The organism is Nocardioides sp. LML1-1-1.1, assembly GCF_040676175.1.
In the GTDB taxonomy this organism is placed as follows: domain Bacteria; phylum Actinomycetota; class Actinomycetes; order Propionibacteriales; family Nocardioidaceae; genus Nocardioides.
Genome location: NZ_JBEGHK010000009.1, coordinates 76,510 through 89,912 on the forward strand (window position 1 = coordinate 76,510; position 13,403 = coordinate 89,912).

11 protein-coding genes are annotated in these 13,403 nt (G+C 68.1%); 2 read left to right on the top strand and 9 right to left on the bottom strand.

Annotated features, from left to right (window positions below; genetic code table 11):
• The first annotated feature begins 97 nt into the window (after window positions 1–97).
• Together MRBLML1_RS22860 and MRBLML1_RS22865 are read left to right on the top strand one after the other, a co-directional pair.
• Window positions 98–1,591, top strand: coding sequence for an OB-fold domain-containing protein (locus tag MRBLML1_RS22860; RefSeq protein WP_364520469.1), 1,494 nt, complete (start codon window positions 98–100; stop codon window positions 1,589–1,591).
• Complete coding sequence (locus MRBLML1_RS22865) at window positions 1,588–2,781, top strand: acetyl-CoA acetyltransferase (RefSeq protein WP_364520471.1); 1,194 nt, start codon at window positions 1,588–1,590, stop codon at window positions 2,779–2,781. The genes MRBLML1_RS22860 and MRBLML1_RS22865 overlap by 4 nt, the downstream gene beginning before the upstream one ends.
• 31 nt (window positions 2,782–2,812) lie before the next feature.
• Here the strand turns inward: MRBLML1_RS22865 and MRBLML1_RS22870 are convergent, their stop codons facing one another.
• From MRBLML1_RS22870 to MRBLML1_RS22910, 9 genes are all read right to left on the bottom strand, one after another.
• Window positions 2,813–3,544, bottom strand: coding sequence for an SDR family NAD(P)-dependent oxidoreductase (locus MRBLML1_RS22870; protein ID WP_364520473.1), 732 nt, complete (start codon window positions 3,542–3,544; stop codon window positions 2,813–2,815).
• A 13-nt stretch (window positions 3,545–3,557) separates the two neighbouring features.
• Window positions 3,558–5,075: a long-chain-fatty-acid--CoA ligase gene (locus MRBLML1_RS22875; RefSeq protein ID WP_364520475.1), complete on the bottom strand. Its 1,518-nt coding sequence runs from the start codon at window positions 5,073–5,075 to the stop codon at window positions 3,558–3,560.
• Window positions 5,076–5,113: 38 nt separating this feature from the next.
• The gene (locus tag MRBLML1_RS22880) at window positions 5,114–6,709 is read right to left on the bottom strand and encodes an AMP-binding protein (RefSeq protein ID WP_364520477.1); all 1,596 of its coding nucleotides are present in this window, start codon (window positions 6,707–6,709) and stop codon (window positions 5,114–5,116) included.
• A gap of 12 nt (window positions 6,710–6,721) precedes the next feature.
• A complete protein-coding gene (locus MRBLML1_RS22885; protein WP_364520479.1) occupies window positions 6,722–7,318 on the bottom strand; it encodes a thioesterase family protein in 597 nt (198 codons plus the stop codon).
• Window positions 7,315–8,406, bottom strand: a complete 1,092-nt coding sequence (locus tag MRBLML1_RS22890; protein WP_364520481.1) for a CaiB/BaiF CoA transferase family protein — start codon at window positions 8,404–8,406, stop codon at window positions 7,315–7,317. Before MRBLML1_RS22890 ends, MRBLML1_RS22885 begins: the two co-directional genes overlap by 4 nt.
• On the bottom strand, window positions 8,403–9,131 hold the full coding sequence (locus tag MRBLML1_RS22895) for an ABC transporter ATP-binding protein (protein ID WP_364520483.1): 729 nt from the start codon (window positions 9,129–9,131) through the stop codon (window positions 8,403–8,405). Before MRBLML1_RS22895 ends, MRBLML1_RS22890 begins: the two co-directional genes overlap by 4 nt.
• Window positions 9,128–9,820: an ABC transporter ATP-binding protein gene (locus tag MRBLML1_RS22900; protein WP_364520485.1), complete on the bottom strand. Its 693-nt coding sequence runs from the start codon at window positions 9,818–9,820 to the stop codon at window positions 9,128–9,130. Before MRBLML1_RS22900 ends, MRBLML1_RS22895 begins: the two co-directional genes overlap by 4 nt.
• A gap of 55 nt (window positions 9,821–9,875) precedes the next feature.
• Window positions 9,876–11,897, bottom strand: a complete 2,022-nt coding sequence (locus MRBLML1_RS22905; protein ID WP_364520487.1) for an ABC transporter permease — start codon at window positions 11,895–11,897, stop codon at window positions 9,876–9,878.
• Window positions 11,898–11,973: 76 nt separating this feature from the next.
• Window positions 11,974–13,221 (bottom strand): ABC transporter substrate-binding protein, encoded by a 1,248-nt coding sequence (locus MRBLML1_RS22910; protein ID WP_364520489.1) that lies wholly within the window; start codon window positions 13,219–13,221, stop codon window positions 11,974–11,976.
• Window positions 13,222–13,403: the final 182 nt, after the last annotated feature.

Consider the following 13,403-nt stretch of genomic DNA (forward strand, 5'->3'; position numbering starts at 1 on the left):
CAACGGCGAGTAACTGGGTGACTTGCGCCTAGCGTCAGTTTCACGCACAGTGTCTCGTTGTACGTATCTGCGTATTCAGAGGCAATCCACACAGCAGGTGGCTGGGATCGGTCAGTCCACAGACCGACGGCCGCGAGAGAGGAGACCTGTCATGGCAGGGCTCACGACCTATGGAAGCTACGTGCCCTACTGGCGACTCACCGCGTCTGCGATCGCGTCGGTGACCGGGCGGCGAGAGGGCGGAGGGACCCGAGCGGTCGCCTCTTATGATGAAGACACGACCACGATGGCGGTCGCGGCGGGGCTCTCGGCCCTGGCCTCGGTGGGCAGTGTCGACCATCTCGACAGCCTCGGCTTCGTGACCAGTCACCCGGCCTATGTCGACAAGACCAACGCGACCGCGGTGCATGCCGCGCTCGGACTGCCCCGGGCGATCCGCTGCACCGACACCGGGGGCGCGGCGCGCTCGGGCCTTTCCGCGCTGATCGCCGCGCTGCGCTCCACTGAGACCACGCTGGTCACGATCGCCGACACCGTCACCGGCCCGGCCGGCTCGCCCGACGAGGTGGGCGGAGGCGATGCGGCCGCCGCGTTCCTCGTCGGCAACATGCCTGCGGTCGCGACCTTCCTCGGGTCCGGCTCAGCGAGCGACGAGTTCACCGACCGTTGGCGACTGCCCGGCGAGTCGTGGGCCAAGACGTGGGAGGAGCGCTTCGGCGAGGCTATCTACACCCGCCTCGCGGAGGAGTCCTTCGTCTCGGCACTCAAGGACGCCGACGTCCCGGCCGGCGACATCGACCGATACGCGATCGTCGGGCTGTCCCCCCGCGCAGCCAAGACCTTCACCCGCACGTGCGGCGTCGACCCGTCCCACGTGGTCGACGACCTCACGTCCGCCATCGGCAACGCCGGCGCGGCCCAGCCCGGCGTCCTGCTCGCCGCAATGCTCGACGAGGCCGCGCCCGGCGAGACCCTCGCCGTGACGATGCTCGCCGACGGCGCCGACACCCTAATCCTGCGCACCACCGACCTGCTGGAGTCGCGGCGCCAGCCCACGCCCGTCGCCGAGCAGCTCGCAGCCGGCAACGACGAGCTGCGCTACGCCGATTTCCTCACCTGGAAGGGCCAGCTCGTCCGGCAGACGCCACGACGCCCCGACCCCGACCGGGCCGCGGCACCACCGGCCTATCGGGCCGAAGCGTGGAAGTTCGCGTTCACCGGCAGCGAGTGCAACGCCTGCGGGACCCGTCACCTGCCGCCCCAGCGCGTCTGCCTGGAGTGCGGCGACATGGGTGACATGTCGCCGGTCCGACTCGTCGACAGCGCAGCGCGGATCGCGACCTACACGATCGACCACCTCGCCTACTCGCCGGCGCCGCCGGTGATCGGCGCCGTTGTCGACTTCGAAGGCGGCGGCCGATTCGCGTGCGAGATGACAGACGCCGACCCGGAGAAGGTCTCGATCGGCCAGCAGGTGGAAATGACGTTCCGACGCATGTCGGACACAGACGGCATTCACAACTACTTCTGGAAGGTGCGGCCGGCCGTCGAGCCGCCCACCGAGCTGGACACCGAGGAGAGCGCATCATGAGCTCGTATGGCATCAAGGATCGCGTGGCGATCGTCGGCATGGGCTGCACACGCTTCGGGGAGCGCTGGGACAGCTCGACAGGGGACATGTTGATCGAGTCGACCCGTGCTGCGCTGATGGAGGCGGGACTGGAGCAGGACGCGATCGATGCCTACTGGCTGGGCACGATGACCTCCGGCTTCTCGGGTATGACCCTCTCCTCGGTGCTCAAGACCAAGTACAAGCCGGTCACCCGCGTCGAGAACTATTGCGCGACCGGCTCGGAGGCATTCCGGAACGCCTGCTACGCGGTCGCCGCCGGCGCCTACGACATCGTGATGGCGGTTGGCGTCGAGAAGCTCAAGGACAACGGCTACTCCGGCCTGGTCAACAGCGACGACTCCACCGACGGCACTGCGACCGCGTTGTCGGCACCCGCTCGCTTCTCACTGCTCGGCCCCGCCTACGTTGAGAAGTACGGCGTGAGCCGCGAGACCTTCAAGCAAGCCATGACGCACACGGCCTGGAAGAACCACTACAACGGCGCCCGCAATCCGCGGGCGCAGTTCCAGGCCGAGGTGTCCAAGGAGAAGATCGACGCCGCGCCCGCTGTCGCCGGCGACCTGGGCATCTTCGACTGCTCCGGCGTGAGCGACGGCTCTGCGGCGGCGATCATTGTGCGAGCCGAGGATGCCTACAAGTACACCGACAAGCCCCTCTTCGTGAAGGGGCTCGCCTTCGCGGCCGGCCCCGGCACCGGGCCGATTGACCCGCGCTACGACTACACGACGTTCGAGGAGGTCGTGCACTCCGCCGCCGATGCCTATCAGCAGGCGGGGGTGGAGGCACCGGCTGAGGAGCTGATGATGGCCGAAGTGCATGACTGCTTCACCCCGACCGAGTTGGTACTCATGGAGGACCTTGGGTTCTCCGCGCGGGGCACGGTGTGCGACGACACCCTCTCGGGGAAGTTCACCCTGGAGGGCGCCCTTCCGATCAATCCCGACGGCGGCCTCAAGAGCTTCGGGCACCCGATCGGCGCCTCCGGGTTGCGCATGCTCTTCGAGTGCTGGCTCCAGCTGCGCGGCGAGGCGCCTGCCGAGCGGCAGGTCGCTGCCCGCGGCAAGAGGTACGGCCTCACCCATAACCTCGGCGGCAGCCCCGGCGACTGCGTCTCTTTCGTCTCGATCGTAGGTCCGGAGCTCGGCTGACGGCAGACGGTGGCTGGTCGCTCCAGCATTGCTAGACCGACCAGCCACCGTCGACGGTGAGCGTCGCACCGGTGCAATAGGTTGCGTCCAAGGCCAGGAAGGAGATCGCCGCAGCGATCTCCTCGACCGTCCCGGCGCGGCGGAGCAGGAGTCCGTCGACGACGGCCGCGACGGCGCCGTCCGGCAGCGAGGCGGTCATGTCGGTCTCGACGATGCCGGGAGCAACCGCGTTGACCCGGATCCCATAGCGGCCGCTCTCCTGGGCCACCGTGCGGCTCAGGCCCAGGAGAGCGAGCTTCGCCGACGAGTAGGCCGAGTCGCCGACTCCGCCGATCATGGCGACCGCCGACGACACGATCGTGATGCTGCGGTCGCCGTCCGCGGCCCGCAGCGCGGGGAGTACGGCACGGCACAGTTGCGCGGTGCCGACCACGTTCTCGTTGAGCACCCGGCTCCAGGTGTCCATGTCGATCCGCGTGAGCGGGCCGCCCGCCCATACGCCGGCATTGGCGACCACGGTGTCGAGGTGCCCGAGCCTCGCGACCGCCTCGTCGGCCGCCCGCTCGGCCGAGTCGAGGCTGCCCAGTTCGTAGGCGATCGGCTCGACGAGGCCGGGGAACTCAAGGGCCAGCGCTCGCGCCGGCCCAGGTGAGCGAAAGTAGGTGCACGCCGTCCGGACGCCGCGCGAGGCGAGCAGCCGAACGACGGCCGCACCGATCCCCCGCGACCCGCCGGTGACGAGCGCGGTCCGCCCCTTCTCCACGGACGGATGCCTCTCAGGCACGCGCGCGGCGGAGCTCGCGCTTGAGGATCTTGCCGGCACCCGAGAGCGGCCAGGCATCCACGAACTCCAGGCTCTGCGGGCACTTGTATCCGGCGATCTGCTTCTTGGCGAACTCGCGCAGCTCCTCCAGCGAGAGGGTCGCGGCCGGCGCCAGTTGCACGATCGCGTGCACCCGCTCGCCCCACTTGTCGTCAGCGAGTCCGATGACTGCACACTGGACGATAGCCGGGTGCTTGGCGATCGCGTTCTCCACCTCGATCGAGTACACGTTCTCCCCGCCGCTGATGATCATGTCCTTGATCCGGTCCACGACGTACACGTAGCCGTCCTCGTCCATGTAGCCGCCGTCACCGGTATGCATCCAACCACCGCGCAGCGCCGCCTCGGTCTCCTCCGGCTTCTTCCAATACCCGAGCATCACGTGGTCGCCCTTCGACTGGATCTCGCCGACCTCGCCGCGAGCCAGCTCGACGTCGTCCGGACCGGCGATGCGGCACAGCGAATACACCATCGGGCGTCCGGCCGAGCGGCGCTTCTGCGGATCGGCGTGATCCTCGTCAGAGAGGATCGTGGCGCACGGCGAGAGCTCGGTCATGCCGTACGCCTGGCAGAAGCGGGCCGACGGGAATGCCTTGCGCGCCCGGTCCAAGAGCGCGTCGCTGATCGGCGAGGCGCCGTAGACGACCAACTGCACGCCGCTCAGGTCGAACCGATCCCGCTCAGGATGGTCGACGACCATCTGGATCATCGTGGGGACGAGCGTCATGCTCGTCACCTCATCGTCCTCGATGAGCTGCATGACCCCGGTGGGGGTGAACTCCGGCAGCGGGATCCCGCCCTGCTCGAGCAGCATGCTCATGCACCAGTTGGCAAAGCCAGCCAGGTGGAAGGCCGGAGCGACCAGGAGGCAGCGCCCTCCGCGCGGGTATCTGCCCATCGCGATGCTGCCGATGCAGGAGAGCATCACCCCGCGGTGACTGAGCATGACGCCCTTGGGGAACCCGGTTGTGCCGCCGGTGTAGAAGATCCCGAGCAGGCTGTCCCCGCCGCGCTCGGCGTCCGGCACCGGCTCCGCCGCGAGCAGCTCGTCGAGCGTGACCATCCCCTCCGGCGTCGGCGCGTCGCCGACATGGATCACCGTGGTGATGCCCGGCGAGGCGGCGCGCAGCTCGTCGACCATCGCGAGGAAGGCATCGCCCACGATGAGCACCTCGACGTCGGCCTCGTTGAGTGAGTAGGCCATCTCCTTCACCGACCAGCGGTAGTTGACCGGGACGATGACCGCATCGGCCCACGCGATCGCGACGGAGGCGTGGAAGAAGTAGTCGGTGTTGAGGTCGAGGAGAGCGACCCGGTCGCCGGGCTTAACCCTCAGCCCGTGGAGTCCACCGGCGATGCGGGCGGCGCGGTCGGCCATCTCGGCGTTCGAGGTAACCCGGCCCTGGTACGTGGTGAACTCACCGTCCGGGTCAGCCTGGACACGGCGGTGAAGCGACTGCGTCAAGTGCATGGGTGGTGACTCCTTGGTGCTCGGTAGACAGATGGGCACTAGCGACGTTGTCCACGCAGCTCGCGTTTGAGGATCTTTCCCGTCGCCGAGACGGGCCAGAGGTCGACGATCTCCATGCTCAGCGGGCTCTTGTAGCCGGCGATCGTCTCCTTGCAGAAGGCGCGGAGCTCCTCGAAGGTCAACGACTGGCCGGCCACGAGCTCCACGACGGCATGGACCCGCTCGCCCCACTTCTCGTCGGGGACGCCGATCACGGCGCACTGGAGGACGGCGGGATGCTTCGAGACGACGTTCTCGACCTCGACGGAGTACACGTTCTCCCCGCCGGTGATGATCATGTCCTTGATCCGGTCGACGACGTAGACGTAGCCGTCCTCGTCCATGTAGCCGCCGTCGCCGGTGTGCATCCAGCCACCGCGGAGCGCGACGGCCGTCTCCTCGGGCTTCTTCCAGTAGCCCAGCATCACGTTCTCGCCCTTGCACACGATTTCGCCGACCTCGCCCCGGGGCAGCTCGACGTCGTCAGGGCCGACGACCTTCACCTGGTTGAAGGAGAGCGCTCGGCCGGCCGAGGCTCGCCGCACCGGATGGTCGTGGTCCTCGTCGGAGAGAACCGTCGCCGTCGGCGACAGCTCGGTCATCCCGTATGCCTGCACGAACTGAGCGGCGGGGAGCGCCTTGCGGGCGCGGTCGAGCAGGCCCATGCTGATCGGCGCCATGCCGTAGGTGACCGTTTCGAGGCTTGACAGGTCGTACTGGTCGCGCTCGGGGTGGTCGACGACCATCTGGATCATGACCGGGGCCAGCGCGGTTCCGGTGATCCGGTGGCGCTGGACCAGCTCCATGAACACGACCGGGTCGAAGTCAGGCATGGGGACGGTCGCGCCGTCGGCCTGCAAGAGCCCGATCCACTGGCCGAACCCACCCATGTGGAAGAGGGGCGAGATCACCAGGCCCACACCGCCGAGGCTCGCCTCGGTGGCGATCGAGGAGCCCAGGGGCGCGAGGAAGGTCCCGCGGTGACTGAGCATGACGCCCTTGGGGAACCCGGTGGTGCCACCGGTGTAGAAGATGCCCATCAGCTGGTCACCGCGGCGCTCGGCGTCGGGCACCGGGTCGGCCGTGAGCAGCTCCGCGAGGGGGACCATGCCCGCGGGGGTCTGCCCCTCCCCCAGATGGACGACGGTCGTGATCGTCGGTGCAGCGGCCTTGATCTGCTCCACGAGCGGGAGGAAGCGGTCGCCGACGAGGAGGACGCGTACCTCGGCCTCCTCCAGCGAGTAGGCGATCTCCTGGACCGACCACCGGGTGTTCACCGGCACAATCACGCCGTCGCCCCAGGCGATCGCCAGCGCCACCTGGAGGTAGGTGTCGGTATTGACCTCGAGCACGGCGACGTTCGAGTCGTGCGCCATGCCGAGACCCTGGAGCCCGCCAGCGAGACACTGGACCCGGTGGAGTGTCGCCGCGTTGCTGAAGACGCGGTCCGCGAAGATCGAGAAGGGCGCGTCCGGCGCGAGCTGCGCGCGGCGGATGATGGATTGGGTGAGGTACACGGTTTTCCTTCCGGCTACCGAGTCGGCATCAGCAGTACTGGTCAAGTGGTCGTCTATCCCTTGGCTGCCGAACGGCACCCAAGTGGAGCTCTAGGGGCCACCTGTTGGAGGCGTGGCTCTGGCAGTGGGGTGTCGGTCAAGGGACGAGCTGGAGTGACTCTGCTCGGGCCGAGCCGGGCGCACACTCGGCCCTGGATGGAGGAGCACCGCGGGCTCGAGTGGCCGCGCCGCGATCTGTGCATCGATGACAGGCGCCCAGTGTCCCCATTCGACGGGCCGCCGGGTCCGCATGTCGACGTGGGTCATCACGATCTCGATGACGCTGGCCAGTTGCTGCGTCGTCTGGTTGACCAGGTACGAGATGAGGTGCAGGTTGCGCTCGGTGCGACCGACCAGCACCGGATGCACGGTCACCCGGTGCCCCTTCATGCATTCGGCGTGATAGCGGATGTGGTGCTCGCGGGCGAAGGTGGAGCGTCCCGACGTCTCCAGCTCCTTAGTGTCCATCCCCAGCGTCTCGAAGAGTCGAGCGGCACCCTCAAGCTGAATCTCCATGTAGAAGCGCACGTTGAGGTGGCCGTTGTAGTCGATGAACTCCTCCGGGATCGTCCGATCCAGCATCGCGGGCACGATGTCGATCTCACTCAGCCGGGGCTCGGTCAGGATGGGCTGCTGGACGTCGGTCACCGGGTCCACCTCTTGACCGCCTCGACCGTCGGCATCACCCTGGTCGCCCGCGGGCTGACCCTGGGGCGGGTTCGGGAGAAGCGCGGTGCCGGCGCAGCCTGGTCGACACCGTCGATGGTCACGATCGTCCCCCGCGCCGCCAGGTGCGGGTCGCGGGCCGCCTCGTCCCAGCTGAGAACCGGTGTGACGCAGGCGTCGGTCCCGTCGAAGACACCGACCCAGTGATCGCGGTCGTGAGCCTTGAAGCGGGCGGCGAGTTCGGCGCGGTGGCTGGCCCATCTGCTTCGGTTCCACTGGTCACCCCAGTCGGACGGGTCGATCCCCAGTCCCTGGATCAGAAGCGCGTAGAACTGTGGCTCGAGGGAGCCGACGGCCATGAACCTGCCATCCGCGCACTCGTAGGTGTCGTAGAACGGGTGGGAGCCGTCGAGCAGGTTCACGCCGCGCCCGGCCTGCCACATCCCCAGCGACCGGAAGCTCCACTGCATCTGGGCCAAGGCGCTGGCGCCGTCGACCATCGCGGCGTCGATGACCTGGCCGCGGCCGGATGTGCGGCGCTCCACGAGCGCGGCCAGGACGCCGACCACGAGGAACATCGAGCCGCCTCCGAAGTCGCCGACGAGGTTCAGCGGCGGAACCGGCTTGTGGCCGGCCGGCCCGATGCTGTCGAGGATGCCCGTGATCGAGATGTAGTTGATGTCATGGCCAGCCATCTGCGCACGAGGGCCGGACTGCCCGAAGCCGGTCATCCGGCCGTAGACCAGACCGGGGTTGCGCGCGACGCACTCCTCGGGGCCAAGGCCGAGTCTCTCGGCGACACCGGGCCGGAAGCCCTCGATCAGCACGTCCGCCCGCGCCACCAGATCGAGTACCTGCGCGAGGTCGTCGTGATCCTTGAGGTCGGCCTGAACGATGGTCCTGCCACGCAGCGCAAGGTCGGAGGTGTCGGGTCCTTCACCGGGTCGATCCCCGGGGCGCTCCACGCGGACGACGTCCGCGCCGAGGTCACCGAGGAGCATGCACGCATGGGGCCCGGGACCGATGCCGGCAAGCTCGACGACGCGGATGCCGTCGAGTGGGCCGCTCACGCGACCTCCTCGTGGGAGCCGAAGTAGGCGGCCTCAACCCGCCCGGGGTCCGCGAGGAGTGCTTGGGCGTCGTCCTCGAGTACCACGGAGCCCTGGTTGAGCACGAGGGCTCGGTCGGAGACCGACAGCGCGATCGCGACATGCTGCTCGACGATGATGACGCCGATGCCCTCCTCTTTGGCGAGATCGCGGATGCCGGGAAGCATCGACTGCACGATGATCGGCGCGAGCCCCAGGCTCATCTCGTCGACCATCAGGATCTTGGGCCGCACCAGAAGCGCCTTGGCGATCGCGAGCATCTGCTGCTCACCGCCGGAGAGTAGGCCGGCCCGCCGCATGGTCAGCTCGCGCAGCGCCGGGAACCGGTCGAGGACCGACTCCAGACGTGATCGGTCGACCCTCGCCGCGGCCAGCCGGAAGTGGTCCGCCACCGTCAGGTCGGGGAAGATGCCGCGGTCGTCGGGCACGAGGATCGCGCCCGCTCGGGCCAGCTTCGCCGTCCGCCCGGGCTTGACAGCGCGGCCCAGGCTGGTCACCTCGCCCGACATCGTCGGAAGCAGGCCCATGAGTGCGAGCAGCGTGGTGGTCTTGCCGGCGCCGTTCGGCCCGAGCAGGGTCACGACCTCCCCCACTCGCAGTTCGAGCGTGAGGTTGCGGACGGCTGGCGCCAGCCCGTATCCGGCGGTGACGCCACGGGCGGCGAGAACAACCTCGGTCATCGTCATGCCTCCACCGGCGAGCCCAGGTAGGCCGCGACCACCTTGGGATCGCTTCGTGTCTCGGCCGGTGACCCGGAGAAGATCTGCTTCCCGAACTCCAGGACGTGGACGACGTCGCACACCCGGAGCATGAGGTCGACGTCGTGGTCGATCAGCAGCGCGCCGGGCCCGGTCTCGACGATCGCGCGGGAGCGTTGCGCGAACTCGAGGCTCTCCGAGCTGTCGAGGCCGGCCGCCGGCTCGTCGAGGAGGAGCGTCGAGCACCCGCCGGCAAGCGCCCGGGCCACCCCGACCAACTTCTGCTGGCCCAACGTCAGCGACCCTACGGGCACCGACTCCTTGCCCACCAGCCCGACGAGGTCGAGAATCTCGCGGACGATCTCCAGCCGATCGCCGCGGCGGCCGAACACGTCCGACCAGAGTGTGGAGAAACGTGGCGGATGAGCCGAGACCAGGACGTTCTCGGCGACGGTCAAGGTCGCGAAGAGCTCCCCTGCCTGCCAGGTGCGCGACAACCCCGCCGCTCGCCGTTGATGGGGCCGGAGTCGCTCGATCGACCGGCCGTCGAGTCGGACCGAGCCCTCGCACGGCGCGAATCCGGTGAGGGCATCCACGAAGCTGGTCTTTCCCGCCCCGTTGGGTCCGATGAGACCGACGATGGTGCCTGGCGGCACCTCGATGCTGACGTCGCTCACCGCCGTCACCCCGCCGTACCGAACAGTGACGTGCTCGGCGACCAGTCCTGATCGATCAGACATGGGTGTTCACTCCTTTCGCGCTCCGATCGGCGGGCATCGCGGCGTCCCCAGGGGGTGCCGGCTCGCGATGTGGTCTGCGATGGGTGGCGAAGCGCTTGATCATGGCGCCCTGCTCCTTCATGGCCCCGGCGATGCCCAGCGGGTTGAGGACGGCGGTGAGGATCAGCAGCAGACCGGCGATAAGGGCGTAGTTGTCACCCGTTTCCCAGACGTGCTCGACGATCGTGTAGACGACACCGAGCGGCGCGAGCAGACCGGCGACGGCGGCTCCGCCCCAGGTTGTGATCCCGCCGAGGTAGGCGAAGGCGAGCACCTGGAGACCGACGAAGACAGTGAACGAGCTAGCCGAGAGCTGGCCGTGGGCATAGCCGATCAGGCAGCCGGCAACACCGGCGACGAAGGCGGAGAGCGAGAAGCCGAGCATCTTTGTCAGTCGCACGTTGATGCCCGAGGACGCCGCCGCCCGCTCATTGGCCCGAACGGCCAGGAAGGCGCGGCCCAGATCGCCCGAGGCGATCCTGACGAAGACCACGATCGTCACAGCAGCCACGACGAGCACCATGAGCGAGAAGGAGAGCCGGCTCACCTCGCTCCCCCGCCGGATCGCGAGGTCCAGGCCGAAGAAGGCCGGGTCGCCGATGTTGTTGCCGGCGTCCGGGGTGAAGCTGTAGTTGCTGAACACGAACCGCTCGATGGCCAGCGCGGCGGCCAGGGTGACGATCGCCAGCTGTGCGCCGCGGATTCGCAACGCCGGCAGCGCGACGATGACCCCTAACGCTGTCGACACCAAAGCGCAGGCCAGCACCACGAGCGGGAACGGGATGTCGGTGCTCTCGCCGAACTTCGACAGCGCGAACCCGGCCGTCCCGGCGAAGGCCACCTGCGCCAACGAGATCTGGCCGAGGTACCCGGTGATGATCACGTAGGAGAGGGCCAGCAGCGTCATGATCACCGAGATGGTGATGCTGAAGCGCCAGACACCGTGAGTCAGCACCATCGCGACGCCGACGACGAGAAGCACGATGGTCGCCTTGGCCGGTCGGATCGCAGGGATGTCGACGTCGGGTAGCCGCATCGTCTGCAACGAGCCGCGCGCGGGCAGGCGGTTGCCGAAGGCCAGCAGAGCGATCATCACCACGATGAACGGCAGCACCTGGTCGACACCGGACGACGCCCACGAGGGCCACCAGTCCTTGGTGATCATGAAGGTGATCATCGACTGGATCGCGCCGAACGCCAGACCGAAGAGCGTGGCCACCGGGATCGAGAGCATTCGGGCCACGAGCATGACCGCGAGGGCCGGCACGACGTAGAGCGTGTAGATGATCGGGCTGATGCCCGTGAGTGGGCTGGCGAGCAGGACGGCAGACGTGGCGAGCACCGTGGCCATCACCATCGCGATCGCGGCCAGCCGGCTCGGCGCGTAGCCCATCAGGATCGCCGCGCGCTCATCGCTGGACGCCGCACGGGTGGCGACACCGGCTCGCGTGAACCGCAGGTAGGCCCACGCGAGGGCCGACAGGAGGATCATGGCGACAGCCATCCACAGGTAGTTGGTCGTCACCCGGATCCCGCCGAAGGTCAGCGGCTGGCTCGGCAGGAAGGGCTGGACCCGGATCAGGTCGGCGCCGAAGCGCAGCAGAGCCAGGGCCTGCATGGTAAGCATCACCGCTACCGAGACGACGACCTGCGCGAGGACGGGCGCGCGACGGACCGGCCTGAACGCCAGGTAGTAGATGAGGAGAGCGATCAGGACCGCGGAGGCGAGCGCGCAGAGGATCGCCACGAACGCGCCCGGGTCCTCCTCGCCCATGGAGACCGAGCCGACGGGGAAATAGAGCCGGCCCTCGTTGCGGGCCAGCGCGTAAACGTAGCCCCCCCACATGGCGGTGGCACCCATCGCGAAGTTGATGATGCCGGTGGCGCGGAAGACGAGGATGAGGCCGTTTGCCAGGCCCACGTAGACCACACCGAGCCCGAGGCCGAGGATGGCGAATGTCAGGTAGATGCTCATCTGGGTGTCCCGCTCGTGGTTGGGAGCGGGTGGACAAGGGCGAGGATGCCGTCCTCGTCCACCCGCACTGGGATGGTCAGCCGCCGAAGAGCTTCATATCGAGGTCGACGAAGCCCTCCTCGTTTCCGGGCGCATAGGTGCCATCGTCTTGGAGCTCGAAGTAGATCGACTGGGTCGTGCAAGACGTCGGCCGGCCAGGCCACTGCTGACCGTCACACTTCAGCTTGGGTCCGAGGAACATCTGCTGGTCGACTGCCTTGAGCGCCTTGGTGACCGTCTCCGCGTTGATGTCGCCGTCGATGGTCGACATCGCCTGGGCCACGGTGAGAACTCCGCCGAAGCCGTACATTGCACGGGATTCCAAGTGGTCGCCGAAGCCGACTGCGTTCATCGCCTCGGTGAAGTCGTCGAGCTCGGTGGCCACCTGCTCAGGCGCGTGCGGCTTGGACTCAGCCAGCCACATCCGCGGGATCACCAGCGTGCCCGCGGCGTCCTGGGGCGACATGGTCTCGACGTACTGCGTGCATGAGCCGACGTAGATGTCGCCGTCGAAACCCTGCTGGCGAAGCGCGGTGAACAGCGACGTGCAGCCGTCCTCAGGGAGCGAGAGCGAGCCCGCCATGTCGGGATCGCCTTCGAGCGACGCGGCCGCAACCGCGTTGTAGTCGGACTTGCTCGGGTCGACGTACTGAATCTTCAGCTCCACGCCGACCGCCTCGGAGAGCGGCATCAGCGCGGTGTCGACGTAGGTGTGGGACGAGGGCGCGTCCACCACGACCAGGTTGGCCGTCTTGGTGCCCTGGGCCTCCCACATGTTGAGCATGCCGCCGGCGGTCACCGCGAGCGGCCCCGAGAAGTAGAAGCCCTGGCCAAACTCGGCTGTCTCGTTGGTGGGGTCCCCGGAGACAGTGCCGGCGAATGGGATGCCTGCCTCGACCAGGATCGGTCGGGCGCCACCGAAGGAGAAGTCGTAGCCGTCGACGACGACCGGGTACCCCTTCTCGACGAAGTCGTTGGCACAGGCGACCGCCGTCTCGGGGCTGCCGTCGCCCTGACAGATGTCCAGCTTGAGCTTGCGGCCGTCCACGCCGCCGAGCTGGTTGTTCACGTACCACTCGGCGGCCTTGACGCCGTACTCGTTCTCCGGGGTAGCGAGGTTCCCGTTGGACGGCACCAACACACCGATGGTCAGGGTCTCGCCGGTCGCGACGTTGTCGCCCACCGGCACCTCAGCGGTGTCGTCCTCGGCACCACAGGCGGCAACCAGCAGCATCGCCAGCGCGACGGCCGGAACGCCGAGGAGTCCACTCTTCCTGCGCTTCATTGCGTCTCCAAATCGAGTTTCAACGGGAATGACCAGGCTGGTGCCAGAGGGTGCCAGGAGAGTCCCGTGGAGTGGTGGGGTTTGAGGACCGGCGTGGTGGCGTGAAGTAGGCGGCCATCGGCGGGATCTTCGGTGTGAAACGACCAAGTCACGCACTGAAGGAGAACCACCGATGGCCTTGT

Coding starts and splice junctions, on each gene's coding strand:
- MRBLML1_RS22895 (WP_364520483.1), bottom strand. CDS start 9,131: ATGACGATGACCGAGGTTGTTCTCGCCGCCCGTGGCGTCACCGCCGGA.
- MRBLML1_RS22865 (WP_364520471.1), top strand. CDS start 1,588: ATGAGCTCGTATGGCATCAAGGATCGCGTGGCGATCGTCGGCATGGGC.
- MRBLML1_RS22905 (WP_364520487.1), bottom strand. CDS start 11,897: ATGAGCATCTACCTGACATTCGCCATCCTCGGCCTCGGGCTCGGTGTG.
- MRBLML1_RS22910 (WP_364520489.1), bottom strand. CDS start 13,221: ATGAAGCGCAGGAAGAGTGGACTCCTCGGCGTTCCGGCCGTCGCGCTG.
- MRBLML1_RS22875 (WP_364520475.1), bottom strand. CDS start 5,075: ATGCACTTGACGCAGTCGCTTCACCGCCGTGTCCAGGCTGACCCGGAC.